Source organism: Tumebacillus algifaecis (genome assembly GCF_002243515.1).
Classification (GTDB): domain Bacteria; phylum Bacillota; class Bacilli; order Tumebacillales; family Tumebacillaceae; genus Tumebacillus_A; species Tumebacillus_A algifaecis.
The window spans coordinates 4,155,001-4,178,500 of record NZ_CP022657.1; the positions used below are offsets into that span (position 1 = coordinate 4,155,001).

At 53.1% G+C, this 23,500-nt stretch carries 17 protein-coding genes and 1 rRNA gene (1 of these 18 cut by a window edge); 4 read left to right on the forward strand and 14 right to left on the reverse strand.

Features of this window, described 5'->3' with window-relative positions; all coding sequences use genetic code 11:
• A 16S ribosomal RNA gene (locus CIG75_RS18440) occupies nt 1-525 on the reverse strand (it extends 1,020 nt beyond the left edge of the window).
• A gap of 439 nt (nt 526-964) precedes the next feature.
• Between CIG75_RS18440 and CIG75_RS18445 the strand changes: the two genes are divergently transcribed.
• Nucleotides 965-1,405 carry a hypothetical protein gene (locus tag CIG75_RS18445; protein ID WP_094237948.1) on the forward strand — a complete coding sequence of 147 codons (441 nt, stop codon included), beginning with the start codon at nt 965-967 and terminating at the stop codon, nt 1,403-1,405.
• Nucleotides 1,406-1,479: 74 nt separating this feature from the next.
• Here the strand turns inward: CIG75_RS18445 and CIG75_RS18450 are convergent, their stop codons facing one another.
• The 3 genes from CIG75_RS18450 to CIG75_RS18460 form a co-directional block, all read right to left on the reverse strand.
• The gene (locus CIG75_RS18450; protein WP_094237949.1) at nt 1,480-2,379 is read right to left on the reverse strand and encodes an EamA family transporter; all 900 of its coding nucleotides are present in this window, start codon (nt 2,377-2,379) and stop codon (nt 1,480-1,482) included.
• A 213-nt stretch (nt 2,380-2,592) separates the two neighbouring features.
• A complete protein-coding gene (locus tag CIG75_RS18455) occupies nt 2,593-3,507 on the reverse strand; it encodes an AlbA family DNA-binding domain-containing protein (protein ID WP_094237950.1) in 915 nt (304 codons plus the stop codon).
• Complete coding sequence (locus CIG75_RS18460; RefSeq protein WP_094237951.1) at nt 3,504-4,820, reverse strand: glucose-6-phosphate isomerase; 1,317 nt, start codon at nt 4,818-4,820, stop codon at nt 3,504-3,506. The genes CIG75_RS18455 and CIG75_RS18460 overlap by 4 nt, the downstream gene beginning before the upstream one ends.
• 249 nt (nt 4,821-5,069) lie before the next feature.
• Between CIG75_RS18460 and CIG75_RS21045 the strand changes: the two genes are divergently transcribed.
• Both CIG75_RS21045 and CIG75_RS18470 read left to right on the forward strand, forming a co-directional pair.
• Entirely contained in the window at nt 5,070-6,488 is a 1,419-nt protein-coding gene (locus CIG75_RS21045; RefSeq protein WP_193791325.1) for a hypothetical protein, read from the forward strand.
• A 199-nt stretch (nt 6,489-6,687) separates the two neighbouring features.
• Complete coding sequence (locus tag CIG75_RS18470) at nt 6,688-8,727, forward strand: hypothetical protein (protein ID WP_094237952.1); 2,040 nt, start codon at nt 6,688-6,690, stop codon at nt 8,725-8,727.
• 78 nt (nt 8,728-8,805) lie between these two features.
• On the opposite strand, the gene CIG75_RS18475 is transcribed toward CIG75_RS18470, so the two are convergent.
• Genes CIG75_RS18475 through CIG75_RS18520 form a run of 10 tightly spaced genes read right to left on the reverse strand, consistent with a single transcriptional unit; the run spans nt 8,806 to nt 20,605 of the window.
• Nucleotides 8,806-10,725, reverse strand: coding sequence for a polysaccharide biosynthesis protein (locus CIG75_RS18475; RefSeq protein ID WP_094237953.1), 1,920 nt, complete (start codon nt 10,723-10,725; stop codon nt 8,806-8,808).
• A gap of 30 nt (nt 10,726-10,755) precedes the next feature.
• Nucleotides 10,756-11,880, reverse strand: a complete 1,125-nt coding sequence (locus tag CIG75_RS18480) for a DegT/DnrJ/EryC1/StrS family aminotransferase (RefSeq protein WP_094237954.1) — start codon at nt 11,878-11,880, stop codon at nt 10,756-10,758.
• Between the two features lie 12 nt (nt 11,881-11,892).
• Nucleotides 11,893-12,516 carry an acetyltransferase gene (locus CIG75_RS18485; protein ID WP_094237955.1) on the reverse strand — a complete coding sequence of 208 codons (624 nt, stop codon included), beginning with the start codon at nt 12,514-12,516 and terminating at the stop codon, nt 11,893-11,895.
• A gap of 10 nt (nt 12,517-12,526) precedes the next feature.
• On the reverse strand, nt 12,527-13,138 hold the full coding sequence (locus tag CIG75_RS18490; RefSeq protein WP_094237956.1) for a sugar transferase: 612 nt from the start codon (nt 13,136-13,138) through the stop codon (nt 12,527-12,529).
• 25 nt (nt 13,139-13,163) lie between these two features.
• Complete coding sequence (locus tag CIG75_RS18495; protein WP_157729642.1) at nt 13,164-14,336, reverse strand: glycosyltransferase family 4 protein; 1,173 nt, start codon at nt 14,334-14,336, stop codon at nt 13,164-13,166.
• Entirely contained in the window at nt 14,324-15,601 is a 1,278-nt protein-coding gene (locus CIG75_RS18500; protein ID WP_094237958.1) for a nucleotide sugar dehydrogenase, read from the reverse strand. The genes CIG75_RS18495 and CIG75_RS18500 overlap by 13 nt, the downstream gene beginning before the upstream one ends.
• A 1-nt stretch (nt 15,602) precedes the next feature.
• Nucleotides 15,603-16,625: an NAD-dependent epimerase gene (locus tag CIG75_RS18505; protein WP_094237959.1), complete on the reverse strand. Its 1,023-nt coding sequence runs from the start codon at nt 16,623-16,625 to the stop codon at nt 15,603-15,605.
• Between the two features lie 32 nt (nt 16,626-16,657).
• Nucleotides 16,658-17,839, reverse strand: a complete 1,182-nt coding sequence (locus tag CIG75_RS18510) for a glycosyltransferase (RefSeq protein WP_094237960.1) — start codon at nt 17,837-17,839, stop codon at nt 16,658-16,660.
• The gene (locus CIG75_RS18515; RefSeq protein ID WP_094237961.1) at nt 17,836-19,365 is read right to left on the reverse strand and encodes a hypothetical protein; all 1,530 of its coding nucleotides are present in this window, start codon (nt 19,363-19,365) and stop codon (nt 17,836-17,838) included. The genes CIG75_RS18510 and CIG75_RS18515 overlap by 4 nt, the downstream gene beginning before the upstream one ends.
• A complete protein-coding gene (locus CIG75_RS18520; RefSeq protein WP_094237962.1) occupies nt 19,331-20,605 on the reverse strand; it encodes an oligosaccharide flippase family protein in 1,275 nt (424 codons plus the stop codon). Before CIG75_RS18520 ends, CIG75_RS18515 begins: the two co-directional genes overlap by 35 nt.
• Nucleotides 20,606-21,268: 663 nt before the next feature.
• Between CIG75_RS18520 and CIG75_RS18525 the strand changes: the two genes are divergently transcribed.
• Nucleotides 21,269-23,497, forward strand: a complete 2,229-nt coding sequence (locus CIG75_RS18525; RefSeq protein ID WP_094237963.1) for a B12-binding domain-containing radical SAM protein — start codon at nt 21,269-21,271, stop codon at nt 23,495-23,497.
• Nucleotides 23,498-23,500: the final 3 nt, after the last annotated feature.

A 23,500-nucleotide genomic window follows, 5' to 3' on the forward strand; every position in this document is an offset into this window, starting at 1 on the left:
TGGCACGTAGTTAGCCGGGGCTTCCTCCTCTGTTACCGTCAGGGTGTGAGCATTCTCTTCTCACACTTGTTCTTCACAGAAGACAGAATTTTACAACCCGAAGGCCTTCATCATTCACGCGGCGTTGCTCCATCAGGCTTGCGCCCATTGTGGAAGATTCCCTACTGCTGCCTCCCGTAGGAGTCTGGGCCGTGTCTCAGTCCCAGTGTGGCCGATCACCCTCTCAGGTCGGCTACGCATCGTCGCCTTGGTGAGCCGTTACCTCACCAACTAGCTAATGCGCCGCGGGCTCATCCGACAGTGAAGCGAAAGCTTCTTTCTCGATCTCCTCATGCGAGGAAATCGCTTATCCGGTATTAGCACTCGTTTCCAAGCGTTATCCCAGTCTGTCGGGCAGATTGCCCACGTGTTACTCACCCGTCCGCCGCTAACCTTTGGGAGCAAGCTCCCTCCGGTCCGCTCGACTTGCATGTATTAGGCACGCCGCCAGCGTTCGTCCTGAGCCAGGATCAAACTCTCAATAAAAGTTGAAAAAGTTTGTATCTTGACTCGCATCAGATCTCTGTAACACTCGTTTAGTTTTCAAGGATCAACAGGTTGTTCATCTCCCAACATCGCGACAGAAAATCGCGCTCTTCGTTGGGCGATCACCGCGTGTCTCTCGCGGCGACAAGAGATAATTTATCACAGCCGACTTCGTAGTGTCAACCGCTAATTTTCTCTTATCTGCTCACCGCTCAATATCGCTCGCGGCGACAAGAAACATCTTATCATCTCCAACCCACTCCTCACAATGCGCCGCCTCAAACAAAACCTAACAAATCCAAGCCCATTCTCCCGTCCTCACGCCATTCCTTCTGCCAAACTCAGCTTCTTTCTCCTTTTCGCACGTCTATCTCTACCTCCCCTTGTGCAAACTGTAACCCATACCGCACAATTTTCAGCAGAAAAGGAGTTACTTACGATGTACTTGCACAGGACTACGCTCACCATCACAGCAACAATCCTCGCCTCTGCCCTGCTCATCGGTTGCGGCACGAAAGAAAAGATCACGCCCGGGCAGCAACAGCCGATCGACGAGCCGACTGCCGCCGCCATCGGCTCTCAAGCACCTGCCAAGCCGACTCTCAATATGAAAGTCGCCGTCTCCGGCAACCAAGCGACGATCACCTTCCTAACAACCAACATCAAACTTGCACCCGAACACTACAGCGGCCTACACATCCCCGGCGAAGGTCATATCCACCTGTTTGTCGATGGAAGCGTCACGCGGATCGGTGTCAAAGAAAACACCTATCGCTTACAAAACCTCACCAAAGGCAAGCACACCCTCGAAGCGACGCTGCATACGAACAACCACCAACCCTATAACGTCAAAGACACCACCGAATTTGTGGTCGATTAAACGAAAAGAACCCTGCCCGCCTCTCGCGAACAGGGTTCCTCTTTTCAAATGCTACTTACCTAATACTTACTACACTACGCCTTCGCCGCATCTTTGTTCCGCGCCCGCATGCGCAGCTCAGACACGACGATGCCAAGCAAGATCATCACGATGCCAACCCATTGCACACCGACCACATGTTCGCGCAACAGGAAAAATGCGGCCACGACGGCCACCGGCAGCTCGATCGAGCCGAGCACCCCAGCGAGCGAACCGCCGACTTTGGGAATCCCGATGTTAAAGAACACCGGCGGAATGACTTGACCCAGCGCCCCGATGATCAGCGCCCAGACCCACAAGCCGTCCCACAGCGTCCCATTCCATAAGAACGTCGGTGGGAACACGAAGAACACCGCCACCGTCGCTGCCACCGAGATGATCGCGCTGTTCACCCACGGAGATGTCCCGGGACGCACATAGCTTGTAAAATACAAGAACATGCTGTACGTCACCGACGACAACAACCCGAGCAAAATACCGGACATCGACACCCCGCTCCACTCCGTATGCCACAGATCGACGGCGAATACCGTTCCGGCCAAAATCAGCACGATCGCCGCCCATTTCGCTCTGTTCGGCTTTTTCCGCGTCATCACAAAATCGATCAGCATCACAATCCAAGCAAACTGGAACAAAAGCACGATCGCAAGCGACGCTGGCAGATCGGACAATGACAAGTAATAAAACACGCTGGTACAGCTCGACAAAAGCCCGAGAAAACCAAACAAGAGCACATCTCGTAGCTTCAACTGCTTAACATGTCGAAACTGAAACGCTGCGATCACAAGCAACAACGAAGCCGCCATAAAATACTGGGAAGAAGTCACATCTCCCGGCGTATATCCGGCTTCATACGCTTTCTTAACCACTGGCGAGATCAAGCCATAGCTCGCCCCGCCGATGAGCACAAACAAAATCGCCCACATACGACTCATCCTACATCCTCCACCTTCTACCCTCTCTCATTACTTCATAGACTATCGATCATACACCAAGCGGTTAACGTATGCACGACTTCACAGTATCATGATAAAATACCACAGAAAGACAAACAAAGACAACAACTGTTCTTAGGATGAAACATTTCCGCCTTCCACATCCCAGACAAAAAAATACCCAGTCTCCCTGATAAGGAAACCGGGTTCTGCTCACAATAAGCCTAACGTCGCAGCCGTCCGTGGTCCGATGCGACGTTTGATGTACAACTCTGCGACCACATACGGGTCGTCTACCCACACTGACTGATTGTTCTGCTTCACCGCCACCCTCCGCCGTTGTTGCCCACCACCTATCGTCTCCAGCACCGAATACATCGTCGTGCCAACAGGAACGTACAAATGTACAATTTTCCGCCCGCTCACGGTGAGGATTCGCACTTCTGGAAAAGGGGATAACAACGGATAGATTCGCGCGTGCAAAAGCGAAGAGACGGCGAGCAGGTAACGATCTTCACTTCCGTAGCGAGAGATTTCATGGTTGATCCCGACCATTCTTTTGTCATCGCTGATCCCTAAAAACAGGTTGCCGTTGTTCGAGTTGGCGAAAGCGACGACCGACTTGAGAATCTTCTCCTTCGAGTTCTGAAAATCGAGCTTAAACTCGATCTCCTGATTCTCCTCTCGTGCAATGGCGCGGAACACGTTGTCTTCCCGTCCGAGGTACAGATAGCGCGAGATCGCCCGCAGTCGATAGGTGTACGACTCAAACACGTCCTGATCGAGCACGATGTCTTCCAGTCGATAGCGCACTTCCTGCCACAACTGATCGATGCTATCGTGAAAACAGATGTCAAACTGCACCTTGCGCCCGAGCGCATAGATGTCAAACCCCACCCCGCAACTGACTTCACTCGGCTGGTACTGGTCAGCACCTTCCACGGCGAACACGCCCGCTTGCACCATTGCATCAAAATAAAGGCGCGGCACGACCACTTTTTTGCGAATCCGCTCCTTGAACACTGCCAGCCCCTCGCGCTCGACCTCATGAAACAGACGCACCCGCACCGTATCCCGCTCCACCTGTTGTAGCACAGCGATAAACTGACAGCTGATCAGCCTGTTCATTCGCTCCGTCCCGGTTTTCCAAGCAGTTTGAACATGTTTTGCTTATACGCTTCCACACCTGGCTGGTCGAACGGGTTTACCCCGAGCAGGTATCCACTGAGCGCGCAAGCTTTTTCAAAAAAATAGAACAGGTGACCGACGTGACGTTCATCCAACTTGCCGATCTGCAAAAGCAAATTGGGAACTGCTCCACTCTCATGCGCCTCGATCGTACCCAGCCACGCCTTTTCATTGACAAATGTGAGACCCTTGCCTGCCAGATAGTTCAGACCGTCCAAATCACCGTCCACCGCAGGCACCAACACTTCACAACCTGTATCTTCCACCCAAAGCACCGTCTCGAACAAATGGCGCGGCCCTTCCTGCACATATTGCCCCAGCGAATGCAAGTCGGTCGAAAATTGCACGGAAGCGGGAAAGATCCCCTTCCCATTCTTGCCTTCACTTTCCCCAAACAACTGCTTCCACCACTCCGCAAAGCCTGCGAAGGCCGGTTCATACGCCGCCAGCAGTTCGATCACCCGTCCTTGGCGATACAACTCATTGCGCCAGACCGCATATTGATAGCAGTGATTTTGTGTTACATCAGGTGTGGCGTAGCGCACGCTGGCATCCTGAGCCCCGCGCAACAACTCGCGAATATCCAATCCAGCCACACACATCGGCAACAGACCGACCGCCGTCAACACCGAATAGCGCCCTCCCACATGCGCAGGGATGACCAGCGTACGATACCCCTCCACTTCCGCAAATCTTAGCAATGCCCCCTTGAACTGATCGGTGGTCGCGACGATGCGCATAGCCGCTTCCTTGGCACCGTAACGTTTGATCAACCAGTCGCGCACGATGCGAAACGCCAGCGCAGGCTCAATCGTCGTTCCCGACTTGGAGATCACATTGACTGCAACCTCTTGATCGTCAAGATTCGACAAAATTTGCACTATATAGGAAGCGGAAAGATTATGCCCAAGAAAATAGACGTGGGGAGCGTTCGTTTTTCTTTTACGAAACGGCTTAAAATGCGAAGGGGTCAGCAGTTCAATTCCAGCGCGGGCGCCCGAGTAGGAACCGCCGATCCCGATGACCAGCAGCACATCTGCCTGTTGTCGAATCCTGTCGGCTGTCTGCTCGATCTGCGCCACTTCCTCGCTGTCCGGTGACAGCGGCTCCAGCCAACCGAGGAAATCTTGGCCCTGCCCCGTGCCGCGATGGAGCCCGTCATGTGCTCGCTGCACATCCCCCTGCCACTTTCCAGCCAGACTCCCCGCAAAAAAACGCCCAGCTGCCGGAAAATCGAAATGAATCTTCGACATCGTTTGGCCCCCTTTCCTCTCCCTTCGTTTTATCAATATGAATGGCTCAGCCCGCTCATACGTCCACAATATTTCAAAGGATTAACCGAACCGAGCTCTTTGTTGTTAATTTTCATTAACCTAACCACTTAGGAATTTTGATCTTTACGAAAAGAGTGTTATTAATATTTTTCGTTGACAAAATCTCTCATCACAATCAAAATAGCAAACAGGGGAAGTAAGGATCTATTTGTGGGAGGGGTAAACAAAATGAGAACAAAGAAAAGCTGGCTGCTCGGGGCGATTGGGATCGGCCTGGTAGCTTCTACGCTGGTGTTGTCCGATGGACTAGCTGCCAGCAATAACGGCAATGGCAACGGAAATGGGAATGCATATGGCCAAGGCAATGGGAATGCGTATGGCCAGAACAAGAATGATGATCAAGAATTGTTGCAGGAGTTGGAGCGCTTACGTGCTTCTTGGGACGCGCAGACGGCTGCCGTCAACTCTCTGCAAAACAGAGTCAACGCACAGGATCAATTGATCGCACAGCTGCGAACTGAACAAACACAACAAAATCTTGTCATCCAGTCTTTACAAACAACATCTGCTGATCAGTTGAACAAGGTCCAATCTCTGGAAACCAAGTCGGTGGAGCAGGCGACCGCCTACACCACCCTGCAGACGAAATCTGCAGCACAAGACCAGTTGATTCAAACTTTGCATACGAAATCGATCAATCAAGAGCAAACGATCGTCGGATTTCAAACCCAACTTCAACACGCGACCGGATTGGTCGAGGATTATGCGGTTCAGTTGCCGCTCTGGCAGAGCAAGGCGGAAGCGCTACAGGCGAAAAACGTGGAGCAGGACGATTTGATCAATGAACTGTATGGTCGCATCGCCAACTTGAATACACAAGATCATACGGCTGAACTGGCCAACCTGAACGGACAAATTTCCACGCAAGCGGGTGTGATCGAAGCTCTGAAAGCGAAACTTGCCGCGCTGGAGGAAAAGCTTGTCAACCTCACGCCGAACACGCAGTTGCCGACTCAACCCGATCCGGGCACTACACCGACTCAACCTGATCCGGGCACTACACCGACTCAACCTGATCCGGGCACTACACCGACTCAACCTGATCCGGGCACTACACCGACTCAACCTGATCCGGGCACTACACCGACTCAACCTGATCCGGGCACTACACCGACTCAACCTGATCCGGGTACCACACCGACTCAACCTGATCCGGGCACCACACCGACTCAACCTGATCCGGGCGTGATTCCGACGCAACCGACCGAAAAGGGGATTTATGAAGAAGGTTCCGCACTGATCTCCTACACAGGTACTTGGAGCGATTTCAGCACTCCGCTCACCAGCGGTGGTGGCGTTAAGTACAGCGACGCCAAAGGAGCTTCCTTTAAAATTGACTTCACTGGCACCGCCCTGAAAGTCGTCGGCTACAAATCCCGTTACATGGGGATCGCAGACATCTACTTAGACGGTTCCAAAGTTGGTACGATCGATTATTTCTCTGCGCAAACTCTCTATAAGCAGGTCCTGTTCAGCGCAACCGATCTGGAATTCGGTAAACATACCATAGAGATCGTAGCAACAGGTAAAAAGAACGATGCTTCGCTCAACTCGAACATCAACATCGACATGATTGTCATCGAGTAACGAGCTATGCAGTACAAAAGAACCACACGACGCCGCCTGTCGTGTGGTTCTTTTTTTCTATTGGCAGTTCTTCCGTCATTTCATGATTAATTTTGCTCAATTAAAATACTACTTATTGACTAGTTTTATAGAATCAAGGCATAATAAAGTTGGGGATAGATACTTAATTTAACAAGTGTAGGGAGAAGGGGTATGTGAGATGAAAGCTGCTAATACGACGCTGATCATGGCGCCGCTCGCGCTAGCAACGGCCATTTTGGTATTTGCCTTCAGCGGTCCAGAGATTCCGCCGACGACATCTAGCCAAGCAGCCGGTAACCAGCCGACTACGTCGTCACAACAGAAGAATGCCACTGTCAACAATCAAGGGGTACCGGGGGATCTCTCGCGCTTGGAAGAGCAGGTTCAAAAACTTGCTAAGCAGGTGACAACTCAGGAGAGTTTGATTCAAACTTTGCAGACAAAACTTTCCACACAGTCGCAAAGTTCAACCGGATTGGAAGGGCAACTCGCCAACCTTCAAGAGCAGACATCTGGACAACAGCAGCAGTTGGAGCGCCTACAAACCCAGTCATCATCCCACCAACAAGGGATCGCAGAATTAAAAAAAGTGACAGCATCGCACGGTCGGAACATCGAAGACCTGAACTCTACAACGAAGACCGATCGCAAAGAGATAAAAGAACTGCGGAACTTGACCGCCATTCAATCGTCAGAAATAGATGGTCTGCAATCTGTCGCCACAACGTACGAGCAGCAACTTGCAGGTCTTGAAATGGATTCTAAGCGCTACACCGCACAGTTCAAAGACATGCGGACCGTTACGAGCGCGCTTCAAGAAGACTACAAGTCACTGCAACGAGCCACCACGGACAACACCAACCAGCTCGGCAACATCAGCAACTCGCTGTATGCGCAAAGCATCAAGATCGCCGCGCTCAACAACAACCCAACTTCGATGACAACGCTGACCTCCCGTATCGCAAAGTTGGAGGAAGACACGGAAACGCAAGCGTCGAGCCTGAACAGCTTGCGCACGATGACGATCGGGCACAAAAACGAAATCGATGGATTGCTCGCACAAAACGCGAGCTATGGCAATCGCCTCACCGCTTTGGAGCAAGAGGATGGGCTGCTGAACTCCGCAATCACCGCTTTGAAAAATAAGGACCTGTCGCTCGACGGTGAGATCGCACGCCTGACCTCCGATCTCGCTTTGGAGACGACTGCGCGCACAGCGGCAGACACGGGGCTGGCAAGTGAGATCACAGGCGTGAGCAACGCCTTGAGCGCTGAAACCTCTGCCCGCGTGGCCCAAGACGATGCGCTTAGCGCAAGCCTGACAAGTCTGGGCACCTCGCTCGGCGAAGAGCTCACCGCGCTGAAAACTAAGCTCACCAATGACCTCGCAAGCCTAAGCAGCGCACTGCAAGGACAGATCGACACCCTGTTCACCGAGAACCAAACGCAAGACAGCGCCTTCACAGCATTCCAACAGGGACTGGCCACGCAGATTCAGACTCTGGTTGATCGACTCACCGGACATGATGCTGACATCAGCGAGCTGCGCACCACCTCGTCCGGGCTGACAGGCACCGTCCAAACCTTGCAGGACAGCTTGCAAACCCAAACGAACAGTCTGACCAACCTGACGACCACAGTCAACGGCATCAACACCAGCATGAACGCGGTAGACGGCCGGATCACCCAGTTGGAGAGCAAAGTCACCCAGATGGTGCAACCGGGCGGAGGGACCACCCCAGACCCAGGCACCGATCCAGGCGCAGGTCCGGGAGGAGGAACCCCACCCGCTCCGATTTACAAAGAGCTGGAAGAAACGGACCCCACCTTCACCTACAGTTCAGGCTGGGCCGATTTCTCGGGAGCGAACTTCTCCGGCGGAAAACTGATCTGGTCAACCGGCAGTTACAACCCGTCCTTTCCAAAGGACAATGTCACATTCAAATTTACGGGCACCTCGTTCAAACTGTTCGGCTACAAACACAAATATCAAGGTATCGCCTACGTGACGATCGATAACGGCGCACCTGTCGAAATCAATTTCTACAGCGCAACTACGCTCTACAAACAGGAGATTCTCAGCATCAGCAATTTGGACAACAAGGAACATACGGTCAAGATCGAACGCGCTTACGTGAAGGGCGACGCGGCTGGCTTGGGAGACTATATCAACCTCGACAAAGTCATCCTCAACTTCGAGAACAAGCCCACACCGTAACCACAAAAAAACCGCTGACTCAGACAGAGTCAGCGGTTTTCTCTTCCTATTAAATAGGGTCAATCCCGATGGATAGAATCATTCCCGATGGGCAGCAACTTCGGCCAGCGACGCTTCCAGCTCCTTGCGCGCGTGCTCCTCCGCCCCCTCCTGTGGCTTCCACAGATAAGTCGGGACAATCTGTTTAAACAACGCCTTGATCGCCTCCGCCTTCCGCTCCACATCGGGCGCAAACGCCATCTGCTCCAGACGCTTGATCATAAACTGCAATTCTTCCCACGAAAAGTCGAGCGGACGGCCCACAAAAATGCGATTGTGCTTCGTCTCCTCCGTGCCCTCTTCGTTGGTCAAAATCTCTTCAAACAACTTCTCACCGGGTCGAATGCCCGTATACACAATATCAATATCTTCTTCCGGTCGCAATCCGCTCAAGCGGATCAAGTCACGGGCTAGGTCGGCGATGTTCACAGGGGCTCCCATGTCGAGGATAAAAATCTCCCCGCCTTCTGCCAGCGCCCCCGCCTGCACGACCAACTGTGACGCTTCCGGAATCGTCATGAAATAGCGCACCATATCGGGATGTGTCACCGTCACCGGACCGCCCGCCAGAATCTGGCGTTTGAAGATCGGGATCACACTGCCGCGGCTTCCCAGCACATTGCCGAATCGCACCGCCACAAACTGCGTCTGCGAGATACGGTCAAGCCCTTGAATAACCATTTCAGCCACCCGCTTCGATACACCCATCACCGAGGTCGGGTTGACCGCCTTGTCGGACGAGATCATCACAAAGCGCTTCGCCCCATATTCGTGCGCGCACTCCGCCACATGCATCGTCCCTAAGACGTTGTTCTTGATCGCTTCTTGTGGGTTGCGCTCCATCAGCGGCACGTGCTTGTGCGCCGCCGCATGAAACACAACGCTTGGCCGATACGTATCAAACACCGCATTCAGCCGCTTGCGATCTTGAATGTCCGCGATAATTGTCACCAAAGGCAGCGCCGGAAACTTATTGCGCAGTTCCAACTCAATCTCATAGATCGAATTCTCCCCGTGTCCCAGCAACAAAAGCTGCTTCGGTGCAAACTTGCTGATCTGGCGGCACAGCTCTGACCCGATCGACCCGCCTGCTCCCGTCACCAGCACCACTTGGTCCGAGACGTAGCTTGCGACGCCTTCCAAATCGACCGTAACCGCCTCGCGTCCCAGCAGATCTTCGACGCTGACCTCGCGGATCATGTTCACCGACACCTTGCCCGCCACGATGTCTGCCACGCGCGGCAACGTGCTGATCTGGCAGTTGGTGAGTTTGCATATCTCCAGAATCTGCGCGGTCTCTTTCTCCAAAGCCGACGGAATGGCGATCAAAATCTTTTGCACCCCGTACTTTTCAACCGCATGAGGGATCTTGCTCCGCCCGCCGACGACAGGTAGACCTAAAATCGACAGGCCCTGCTTTTTCAAGTCATCATCGATAAAAGCGACCGGATTCAGCGTCGAATAGGGGGACGTCTTCAATTCCCGGGCGATCAGCACACCTGCACTCCCCGCGCCAACGATCAGCACGCTGGGCAGGCTCGGCTCCGTGCGCGCGACCGCATCACGAAACATTCGCTGCGCCAAACGCATCCCACCCACACCAAGCAAGGTGAGCAACCAAGTCAACAGCAACACGGTACGCGGCACAACAAACCATTCAACTTGCAAGTGAATCATCTGCTGGATCAAGGTTAAAATCAGTCCGGCCACGACCGTCGCCTTCAAAATGGTCTTCAATTCCCCGATGCTCGCATATTCCAGCACCGAATGATACATTTTCATCGCATAGAAGATAATCGGCGTCAACACCACATGCATCAGCAGCAGATATGGGAACGCACTCATAAATTGTGGCAATACTTGAAAGTCAAAGCGCAAGCAATACGCCAAAGTCACCGCCATCGCGGCAATGCACGCATCGAGCGCGCCAAGCGTGAGCAATCGCAGGCGACCATTCACCAGACTCTCCCCCTAACACCCATTGCGTCACTACAGATTCACTTGCTCTTTTGCATGTTCGATTTCTTCTTGAATCGCCGCCACTACTTGATCGACCTGTTCTTCGGTCAAACTGTTAAAGAACGGGATAGCCAACGTCTTTTCGGCCACACGCTCCGTGACTGGGAGATCCCCCGGCTTAAACCCAAACCGCTCCACATAGAACGGTTGCAGGTGAATCGGGGTAAAGTATGGTCGGCAACCGATCCCACGCTTGCTCAACCGCTCCATCACCAGATCGCGGTTGACCGTTTCGGCAAAGCGAATCACAAACACGAACCAACTCATCTTCACATCGGCATCCACATGCGGCAGGATGATTTCTGGTATAGCTTTCAACTTTTCCAGATACAGCTGGGCCACTCGCTCACGATGCGCCAAAATCTCATCGATGCGCTCCAACTGGGCAACACCAAGCGCTGCACTCATCTCATCCATGCGGAAGTTGTAACCCAACCGCACGTGTGACAGCCACAAGCCATCTTCTCCACGCCCTTGGTTGCGGATCGAGTGGCACAGCTCGGCGATCTCATCGTTGTCAGTTACGATGATCCCGCCTTCTCCGGTCGTCATCTGCTTGTTCGGATAGAAGGCAAACACCCCGGCATCGCCAAGACCACCGACGCGCGCACCTTTCCACTCGCCGCCGATCGCTTCACAAGAGTCTTCGATCACCCACAGGTTGTACTTGCTGGCAAGAGCGCGAATCTCATCCATGTTCGCAGGCTGGCCAAACACGTGCACTGGCAAAATCGCCTTGGTCTTCTCCGTGATCTTCGCTTCGATCTGCGTCACGTCGAGATTGTAAGTCGCTTCATCGATATCGACAAAAACGGGAACGGCACGCTCGAACAAGATGCAGTTCGCCGAGGCCACGAACGAGAAGGAAGTGGTGATCACTTCATCGCCTTCGCCAATGCCCATCGCAGCGATCAGCATGTGCAGACCGCTCGTTCCACTGTTGCAGGAAATGGCGTGCTTGACGCCCACATAGTCGGCCATCATCTGTTCGAACTGGCGCATCTTCGGCCCGAGCCCCAAAATGCCCGAGTCCAGCACTTCCATGACGAGATCTTTCTCGCGCTGTGTAATATCGGGTCCCGAAAGTGGAATCATGATCGTCGCTCCTCATTCATTCGTTTTGATTATTTTGGCCGGCACGCCGACCGCCGTCACACCATCTGGAACATCCCGCACCACGGCCGCACCTGCACCGATCACAACCCGATCCCCAATCTTGACCGACTGGATCACCGAGGCCCCGATGCCGACATGCGTCAGGTTGCCGATCTGCACCGTTCCGGCCACATGCACGCCAGGTGACAGATGTGAGCCGTCCCCGACGACGCAGTCATGATCGACAGTCGCTGCCGTATTGAGGATCACCTGTGACCCGATCGTGCTGTCCGCATTGACGATGCATCCTGGCATGACCAGCGTACCCTCGCCCACCGTGACACCGCTGCCCAAGAGAGCGGACGGATCGATGAGCGTGGCCAACTTGGCACCCGCTGCCTTCAATTGCTCCGCTACCTTTTGCCGCACCGGGTTGTTGCCGATTGCGACAAAAAACCAAGTGTCCGCATACTGTGCATACGGAAATTCATCCACGGTTCCCAAGTAGGTCCCGTGTGGCGCATCCGGCTTGCGATTGTCCAAAAAGCCGAGCAGTTCATACCCGCTGCGCCGCGCCACATCGGCGACCACTTTACTGTGGCCGCCCATGCCTATGATGATCAGCGTTTTCTTCATCCCGCACTCCTTACAGCGAAGCTCGCGTATTTCTCGACGGACCTTGGAACTTGGAAATCGTCACATGCCCGGCCTGATTGATGTCTTCGGAACGCACTACTTTCATCGCGGTCAGGTAGAGAATCTTCAGATCCAATCCAAACGAACGATGCTCTACGTACCACACATCGAGTCGGAATTTTTCTTCCCACGAGATCGCGTTGCGCCCATTGACTTGCGCCCATCCGGTGATGCCCGGCTTCACATCGTGGCGACGCGCCTGCTCCTCCGTGTACAGCGGCAGGTACTCCTTCAACAGCGGGCGCGGCCCGACCAGCGAAATGTCGCCTTTCAGCACGTTGAACAACTGCGGCAATTCATCCAAGCTCGTTTTGCGCAACAGTTTGCCAAACGCCGTCAACCGCACATCGTCTGGCAACAGCTCTCCGTTCGCATCGCGCGCATCGGTCATCGAACGAAATTTATACAAGTTGAACAGCTTACCTTGCAATCCTGGACGCTCCTGCTTGAAGATCACAGGCGACCCAAGCTTTTGTCGAATCAAAAACGCCACAACCAAAATGACGGGCGACAACACCAGCAACAAGACGGCAGATACCGTCACATCAAAAATACGTTTCATTTACCCACCCCATTAACCACAATCTCTAACCGATAAATCTCCCACTTGCCGCCAGCTCGTAGATCCGCATCATCTCAGCAGAGATGAAGGAAAGATCGTATGGCGCGGCTTTCTCTTTGCTGCGCGTCCCCATTTCAGCGCGCATCTTTTGATCTTGATACAACTGATAAAATGCGTCAGCCGTAGCTTCCACATCACCCGTTGCCACGAGATACCCATTCTCGCCGTCCTGCACCAAGTCGCGATTGCCACGCACATCGGTCACGACCAGCGGCAATCCCGCCGCCATCGCTTCCATCACCGAACGCGGGAGCCCTTCCCGCTTCGACAACAATGTGCTGACATCGGCTGCCAGCATCAGGTCGGGAATGTCCAGCCGATACCCCAAGAAGGTCACGATCTGGCTCAAACCCATTTCTTCCACCTGCTGCTTATACGTCGCTTCCAGTTCGCCGACTCCGACGAGCAGACAGCGCACGGCAATCCCGCGTGCCGCTGCCCGTTTCACCGCTTCGAACAGTTGCGATTGATTTTTGTTAGCGTTCAGTTCGGCCACGCATAAAATGACCATCTCTTCTTCGTGAAGCCCCAGCTCACCGCGCAACCGCGCCCGCACAGCGGCCTGATCTGGCGGCTGAAACACCTGCGTGTCCAACCCCACGCCAGGCACATAGCGCACTTCGCCGCGAACAGGAAACTTTTGAGCCCTTGCATAGTCTTCCTGATTGATCGTGATCAGCACATCAGTCTGGCGCGCCATCAGCCACTCAACAGGGGCGAACAGCAACCAGTTCGCTTTGGGCGCCCCGGTAAAAAAATGAAAGCCGTGTGCCGTGTACAGCACGCTTGGCACCCCGCAGACTCGCGCGGCGATCCGGCCCAAGATCGAAGCGACAGGCGTGTGCACATGCACCAGCGTGAACTGCTCCTCCCGAAACGAGCGGATCAGCGCCCGAAGCGCCGCGACGTTCTTCGGCTGGAACGGGCTCCGTTCAAATTGCACATCATGGCAGATCAGCCCGCGCGCTTCCAAACGCTCCTTGGCGTAATCGGCGGAAGCGTACACATGCACCTCGTACCCTCTGTCCTGTAACCCGGTGAGAAAAGGAAGATGAAACAACTCAAAATGGCGGTAGACCGAAGCGACAAACGCCGCTTTTTTGCTGTTCAAATTCCCTGATGTTGCTACAGCCTCCACAGCGTCACACCGTCCGGGCACTTGCTTTGGTCGAGCATGTTTTTCACATCGACGACGATGCCCGTCTTGGCATCGAGTAAATCTTGAATGCCCGCCCAGCCAAGGTCGCGATACGCTTGATGCGGCACCGCAACGACCACCGCATCTGCTGGTGCCAACTTTTCGAGCGGTACAAGAGGCAGTCCGTACTCATGCTCTGCTTCCTGCGCATCGGCCAGCGCGTCGGTCACGGTGACGACGATGCCAAATTCGCGCAGTTCTTCGATGATGTCGATGACGCGGGAATTCCGCAGGTCGGTGACGTTCTCTTTAAACGTCAGTCCGAGCACGGTGACGCGCGCGCCTTGGATCAGTTTGTTATGCAAAGCGAGCTGCTTGACGAGCGAGGTGGCAATAAATTTTCCCATCGAGTCGTTGATGCGGCGTCCCGCCAAAATCACTTGCGGGTGATAACCGATGCTTTCCGCTTTGTACGTCAGGTAGTAAGGATCGACGCCGATGCAATGCCCGCCGACCAGACCTGGCGTGAATTTCAAAAAGTTCCATTTCGTCCCCGCCGCCGCCAACACTTCGCTGGTATCGATGCCGAGGTGGTCAAAAATGATCGCCAACTCGTTCATCAGTGCGATGTTCAGGTCGCGTTGCGTGTTCTCGATCACTTTGGCCGCTTCGGCCACTTTGATCGAGGACGCGCGGTACACGCCAGCCTGCACCACCATGCCATATGTATCGGCAATGATCGATAACGTATCCTCGTTCATCCCCGAGACGACTTTGACGATGTTGGTAAACGTGTGCTCCTGATCGCCCGGGTTGATCCGCTCCGGCGAGTATCCGACAAAAAAGTCCTTGCCACAGGTAAGCCCCGACATGCGCTCCAGAATCGGCACGCAGACTTCTTCGGTCGTCCCCGGATAGACGGTCGATTCGTAGACGACGATCGCGCCTTTGGTCAGTTGACTCCCAACCGTCTCCGATGCTTTCATCAGCGGAACCAGATCTGGCTTCTTGGCCTGATCGATCGGCGTCGGCACTGCGACGATAATAAAGTCACACGATGACAACCGTGTCGGATCGGCCGTGTACTCGATGTTGGTTCGCTCCAGATCAGCGGCCGACATCTCACCTGTGTAGTCAATTCCCTGTTGCAGGGTTTCGATGCGGTGGCGATTGACGTCAAAACCCACCACCGGCACCACTTCCCCAAAAGCGGCCGCTACTGGCAAGCCGACATAGCCGAGCCCTACAATCGCGATCTTTCTCATCTTATTTCACCCCGTAGTAATCTTTGTACCAGGCGACGAATCGGTGGATTCCATCTTCGATCGAGGTGGCCGGTTTAAAATCAACATCGCGCATCAGATCATCCACGTCCGCATACGTTGCCGGAACGTCGCCATCTTGCATCGGCAGCATTTCTTTAATAGCCTGCTTGCCGAGCGCCTTTTCTAACGTTTCAATAAAGTAGGACAATTGCACCGGCGAGTTGTTGCCGATGTTGTAAATTTTATAAGGTGCATAGGACGTGCCTGGATCGGGTGCGTCGCCCGTCCACTCCGGGTTCGGCTCCGGCACCTTTTTCGTCAATCGGGCTATGCCTTCGACGATATCATCGACGAACGTGAAGTCGCGCTTCATCTCGCCGTGGTTGAACACCTTGATCGGCTCGCCCGCCAAAATCGCCTTCGTGAACAGGAACAGCGCCATGTCTGGCCGCCCCCACGGCCCATAGACGGTGAAAAAGCGCAGCCCTGTCGTCGGCAAGCCGAACAGGTTGCTATACGTGTGTGCCATCAGCTCGTTCGACTTTTTGGTCGCCGCATACAAAGACAGCGGATGATCCACATTTTGATGCACAGAAAACGGCATCTTGGTATTCGCCCCGTAGACGGACGATGACGAGGCATAGATCAGATGCTTGACCCCATGATGACGGCATCCTTCAAGGATGTTCAGAAAGCCAACCACGTTGGAGTCGATATAGGCGCGCGGGTTTTCCAGCGAATAACGCACGCCCGCCTGCGCCGCCAAGTTGATCACCGTGTCAAAGCGATGCTCGTGGAACATGCGCTCCACCGTCTCTTTGTCTTCCAAAGACGCTTCGACCAGCGTGAAATTTTGATGATCCTGAAATTGTGCGAGGCGATCTCTTTTCAATTGCACTTCGTAGTAGTCGTTCAGGTTGTCCAGTCCGACCACTTCTGCCCCCTCAGACAGCAAGCGCTTGGCCAGATGCGAACCGATAAAGCCGGCCGCTCCGGTGATCAGTACCTTTTGCGTAGCTCCCATGCGGTTGTACCCCTTTCCCCAAGCCTATCCTGCTAGCAGATGCGCTGCTCGGCCAGCCGCCGCAAACGAGTATAAAAAGTGTAGCGGCGTTCATCGAGCTGGTTTGCGTGATATTCTTTTGCTTTTTGCCAATTCTGTTCGGAACGCTCCGTATACAGCTTGGCGTCTTCAATCATTTCAGCGATCCGTTGAGCCAGCGCCTCGGCGTTCTCCACCGGGACGAGGTCGTCGCTTGCGAGCAGTTCTGGTATCCCGCCAATGTTGGTGCCGATGCAAGGCAGCCCCCTCGCCATCGCTTCGATCACCGCCCGCGGCAACCCCTCGGTGCGCGACGGCAAGATAAACAGATCGGCGCGATCAAGCTCCTGCCTGACCGCCTCTGCTCCTGGCAACATCCCTAAAAAATCGACTTTACTCGAAATATCTAAGGAGGCAGCCACTTCTTCAAATTGCTGGCGGCAGACGCCGTCTCCCGCCAGCACCAGCCGGGCATTGATTCCATTCTGGATCAAGCGGTGCAACGCTTGAATCTGCACGTCCTGCGCTTTATACAGCGTCGCCATACTACCGGCATTAAAGATGCGCACTTCCCCTTGCGGCGCGTCGGCCCGAGGAGAATCGGCATACGCAATGTCATGCAGCTCGATCGACGAATAATGGGTCTGAAACGCGGCCCGGTTCGGGTAGCGCTTTTGCAACGTTTTTTCGGTGACATAGGAAACGCCGTCCGCCTGATCGCATTGGCGTCTCAAATTCCATGTGGTCATCACCCGCGCCACCGGGCGGGCGATGCTCTTCACCGTGCCTGGTGCCAGCGACTCCCACGGATCGCCGACCACTTCACAGGCGTACGGTATGTTCGTCTTTTTCACGACGTTCCAGACCAAGGTGCCGATCGCGCCAGGCACGCGCAACAACACGGCATCGGCCGACTTCACCGCTTTTTTGACTTCCTCTTGCAAGGAGCGGCGTACCTTTAGATACTGCCACGGGCCCTGATAGTCGGGCAGGCACCAGAACTCGACGTTCTCGCCGCTGGATAGCTTCCATTTCGGGTCGGCCACTGCGACCTGCTTGACGCGAGCGACGACGAGCACCTCATCGAAAACGTGGAGGTAGCGCTGCCAAAACGAGGCGTCTGAGACCGAATCATTCCAGACCTGACCGTCGGGCGTGCGAAAAAAATGTGCTTCCAGTGCGACTAACAGCTTCATCGACGAATCTCCTTTTGTTCAAGCGCAGTGTGGTACACCGTTTCTTTATTCGAAGCGAGATATAAAATCATAAAGGGCACGGCACCATTTTTGATACATACAAAGACCAAGTTGTCCGAGTCACTGCCAAGCATCAGCAAACTCAAATTGATCAAAAACGGCAAGATGAGCAGGCGACTGTCTCCTTTTTCCCACGTTAGAATCCAGATTCTCAGCCTTCGCACATACACGCCAAAGATGATAAACGAGGTCGAAGCGGCAAAGATGCCAAAGTTCAGCATCGCCTCTCCGGTCAGCCCGTAAATGCGTGAGGAAAATTTTTGTCCCGGTGAATCTTCGATTGAGCCGTATTGCAATTCGGTCCCTTCCTTGAGCTTGGTGTCAGGACGACCCGGCCAGAACGAAGACGGAATCAATAGCGCAGCCGACCCTAAATAGGTCCGCCCATAAGCGTATTCAAAGCCGTTGTCCGGGATGTTCAGCCGATAGAGCAGATAGGCTTGTACGTCGCTTCTCCCAAGGTCGGCGAGCAAGGTCGTTTCGAGGCCGCGATTGTGGGAGGACTGCAAATCTTCTTTTGCCGACCCGCCTTCGACCAACGCCTGAATCCCTTCGACGCCACCCGCTTTATAAAATCCATAGATGTACATAAAGGAGATGAGGAAAACCAAAGCGACGGCGATAAACTGTTTGGACATCGGACGCACCCAAAGGTGGATCATGCCCGCAGCCCAAAACAGACCCCAGATCGTGTTGGAACGAGAACCGCGCAGACCGCCGAATAATAATTTCAGTATGAAATAGACGCCGAGGATGGCGATGATCACCAGCCAGCTTTTCGACCATTTTTTCTCTTGGGTATAGACCACCCAGAACATGAGGAAGAGGATGGGGAAGCTCTCGGAGATCATGAACACGAAGCCCATGCCTTTGAAGTTTTCCGCAGCCCCTTCTTCAAATGCGGTGATGTAGCCGACGATCCCGCCGCTTTGTGCGTAGACGATCATCTGCAGGCCACCGGTGAGCAACAGCCCACCGATGACGAAGATCAAGAACCGCCGTCTGTTGATCGTCCAGCGCATCGTCCGCTTGGGAAGCGATTTGATGCTGAATCCAAAGTCGCGTATGACGCGGTAGATCACCAGTCCGAAAAAGTTGACCCATGCCATCCATCCGAGCCAGTCCCGCCAATCGGCTGGCGGGATGACGTAACGCATCCAGTAGTCATACGTGATATGCATCAGTGGAGCAGCAAAGAAAAAGTGCGCCATGAACAGCCCCAGGATGCCGGCCGGATCGAACAGGTCGTATCTTCCGGTCATCCAGTTCACCGCATCGATCAGCACGATCAGCCCGCTCAGTCCGATCGGCACCAAAAACCAGTGCAGATAGTGCGGATCTTTATACACGAGCCAGGTGAAGATCGAGACCACGATGTAACTGGGCAGGACATAACTCAAAATGCGCATGTTGGCTTGTTGACGATCGACTCTAGTTTGCAGAAACAATTGTTGCAGATTCGTCATGGGGTTCCCCCTTGCGCAACGCGTACAGATTCAGACCGAGCGTTGCGAGCGTCAAAAACGCGTAGCCTACGGTCATCGCGATCGCGGCGCCCATGATGCCTTGCACCGGGACAAGCCACCAAGAGAGGGCGGTCACCAGCGCTGTCATCAGAGCAAACAGCGGGACCTGCGCTTTGAACAGGCGAGCGGCCGTCGCACCATACCAGAAGATTGAGGACAGGTTGGAAATGCCGGAACCGATCATCAGAACGAGCAACACATCTGCGTGCAGCGCGTACTCCGGCCCATAGGACAGCTCCAAAAATGTTGCACCGAACAGCCAAGCGCACAAGACGCCAAACGCTCCGATGCCAGCACCGAGCGCGGTCAATTTGAGCAACAGCTTTTTGAACGCGGTGCGATTCGTTTGAAAGTAGACGGCGAGCCGTGATGAAGCGGTCTGCCCGAGCGCGTTGATGATCGTCTGGTTCGCCAACCACAAGTAGGCCAAAGCTGCATAGATGCCAAGCTCGGCCACGCTCCATGCATGTTCAATAAAATAGCGAGGCACGTTGAAGTTGAGATTGGTCAGCAAGGACGCGATGCCCATCGGCAGTGCCAGTCGCGTCAACATCCACAGGCGTTGGCGCTGGAAAGCAGGCTTGGTGCCAAACGGTTCCGGAGCGGCCAAAGCGAGCCGATTGCCATTTTTCGCATCATATAGGAGAAGGCTGACCAGCCACATCACCGCCTGAGCGGTGACAGCCCAAACCACAGAGCCTGTAGCAAACAGACAGATCACAAACAAGATCAAGGTACCGACGCCGCGCAACACCAGCGATTTGGAGATGAGATCCATCCGCTCTCGCTGCTGAAACAACCCGTAATACACGTCGGAAACCGCTTCAAACGCTTTGGCCAAGCCAACGAGCAAGACCACATACGCGGTGGTCGGGTCATAGCCAAAGAGGACGGTAAGCACGGCGATGACGACGAGTGACAAGAGCGCCATCAACAGCCGCAACCCGAGATAATCGGCAAAAAGGTAGGTCCGCTTGGCGTCTGTCGCTTGTACCATGCGCAGCTGTAAATTCAAAAACAGCACCACCGGCGCTGTCAGTGCCAACCCCAGCGCATACTGCCCGACCATCTCCGGATTCCCTAGCTGTGCCAAGGCGACCATCATCCCCCACTGACACACCGTGTACCCCAGATTACCCGCGAGCGTCCAAGAAAAATTGCGTCGTAACGAGAATCCCATCTTCTTCTCAGATCCCCCAATTGCAGGCCATATTAGATTTTTTGCTTTAGCGATTATTCTAATATACTTAATTTACATTAGAACATAACTTCATGGGGTTATTATACCATATCCCCCAAAGAATTCTGTGATAGATTCGTGAGTTCTCGACAAATAGTTAAAATGACTTTATTTAAAAATGTAACTATATGCAATCATATTTTTGTAACGGACTTACTCTGTCCCCTATATTAACATCTATGGAAATTAAGGATGTTTTTCCTCCTTGTTCTACAGGTCACCTCCTACTCAAGAAAGTCTGATTCTCACGCAGTTACATTTCACCACAAAATATTATCATTTAATTATTTCGAATTTGTCTTTTGTGTAGTTACATTAATAAAAATCATTTGCTAAATATGTAATCATCTGGTAAAATAAAAAACGAAGGGGCTGACATAAGTTCTAAGTTCAGTTCCCTCTCCTATGATCCATAACACGGAGGTGAGTTACATGTCATTGCTGGCACAGGTAAAAACAATCACTGCAAATGTAGAACGCACTCGTAACGAAACTAACAACATCAACATCAATTAAGAATCGGGAGGGAATGCTGCTCGTTCTGCTCGCGACATCTGCGACACGGAACGAGCAGTATCCTTTTTCAAAAGGGAGGTTTTCAGGATGAGCACACTCTTGTTATATCCACCGATCACTGATCCAACCTCAGGCTATCACAGCTTGATTTACCTAGAAACGTACGCCCGTCAACAAGGCTTCCAAGAAATTGACATCATCGATACGAACATCGAGGCGTTTTTATATACAATGACTCCCAACCAAATTGAACAGATCAAACAACACATCCGTATGCGACGCGAGCAATTGGAGTCTCAGGTGAACTTGGATGCGGCCGAACAGATGGAGCTTTTGCACCTGTGGAAGTCTGAACATTTCAACTTCGACAGCTTGCAAACTGCCGTAGCCACATTGCGGGATGAGCGTGCTTTCTACGATTATTTCCAATACCGTCCTGCTGCCGAACTACTCTCAAACTGGCTCAATGTTTTGTCTGTCCTCGGATATCCTGGGCAATTCGCAGGGTTTAGCCTCTCGATCCGTTCGCAATTCAATTTGATGAGTTCAAACGACATGAGTGATCATGAAATTACGAAACGCGTCACACAACCTTTTGTTCCCTACTATCAAGAAATACTCTTCCCGCACATCCGTGACAAAGGCTACAAAACGATCGGTATTAATGTAACGTACTGTGCACAGCTGCCCTTCGCACTCGCGCTCGGTCGCATGATCCGTGCAGAGTTCCCGGAAACTATCATCCTGTACGGCGGCACAGAGGTCGCCGATGTTTGGAAGTACCTCACTCACAAATCAGAGTTCTTCACCATCTTCGACGTAGCCGACGCCTGTGTTGTCGGTGAAGGGGAATCTGCCTTCACTAGCCTGCTTCGCATGGTTGAGGAGGGAGGAAATTTCAGCCCGCTCGCCAACACGTTGTTCCATCCGAAACATGAGCTGGCAGCCCCTGAAGAATTGATCGTGTACCAACCGATTCATGATTTGCCGACCCCGGACTATAGTAAGTTGAATTGGGATCTTTACCTGTCGCCTCACCCCTATGTCTACTACTCTCCATCACGGGGCTGTTATTGGAACAAATGCACCTTTTGTGACTATGGATTGAATTTCGATTCTCCGACCAGTCCTTGGCGTCAAACTCCCTTGGACAAAATCGTGGAAGACCTGAGAGTACTCTCCAGACAGTATAAGCACATCTATTTTTCAGTCGATGTACTTGCACCCGCCCTCTTGTTGAAGTTGGCCGAACGTCTGCTCGAAGAGAAGATTGAGATTCGCTGGGGTGCTGAGATTCGGTTGGAGGAATATTGGTCCCCCGAGCGATGCAAACTGCTGAAAGCAAGCGGGTGTACCGATATTTCTGTTGGATTTGAATCTGGCAATCAACGAATTTTGAATCTCATCAACAAAGGTACGCAAGTCATGAAAATTCAAGAAACCATTCAGAATTTCTACGATGCGAACATCGGGGTTCAGGTGATGGGTTTCACCGGTTTCCCTACTGAAACGCTCGAAGATGGCTTAGAGTCGGTTCAGTTTTTGCATGAGCATATTGAGAAGTGGACATTTGGCGGTTTAGGAACGTTTGTCTTAACACCTGGAGCGATCGTCGCCAAAGAACCTGCCCGTTTTGACCTACACAACGTCGGTCCTTACCAAGGGGAGGACATCGTCCGCCAACTGCATTTTGAAAATCCCTCCGGTCAGAGCCTAGCCGATCAGGACACGTTGAACGAAGCGAAGAAAAAGTTAGTAAAAAACCATTTTGATCGACCTTGGGTTGGGGGAATCGATACCGGACATACGATGTTTTACCATGATCGCTATGGAACAGAAATAGTCCGTGTCCTGCATGAAGGTGATCATACGGCCAGCGTGGAAGAGGTCTACACGCTTAACGGGATGATCGCGGAAGATATCCCGCATTTCCCGGTTGAGTTCCTGTTCAGTGGAGGCAATTTGGATGATCTGCACCACGTATCTACCAACAAACAAAAAGGCTTGATGCATCATGAAATTCAAGCTCTGCTCCGAGAGCGCACGTTACAGCGGGCAGACTCGGTGACTGAACTCCGCCGCTATTTCATCAAAAATGATGGGACCCCGTTCCCATTCCCAGAAGCGATGATCGATTTCTTGACGCATTTCTCGTCGCATCGATCGCTCAGCGATCTGCTGCCTCAATTGCCAGAGGAACTTCGAGAGGTGTACAGAGAGCTATGGGCGCATAGTGTGGAGCATCATTTTATCCGTCCGCTGACCCAGTACGATCAGCAACCGATCCCCACAACTCACGAGCTCACAACTTCCTAAGAG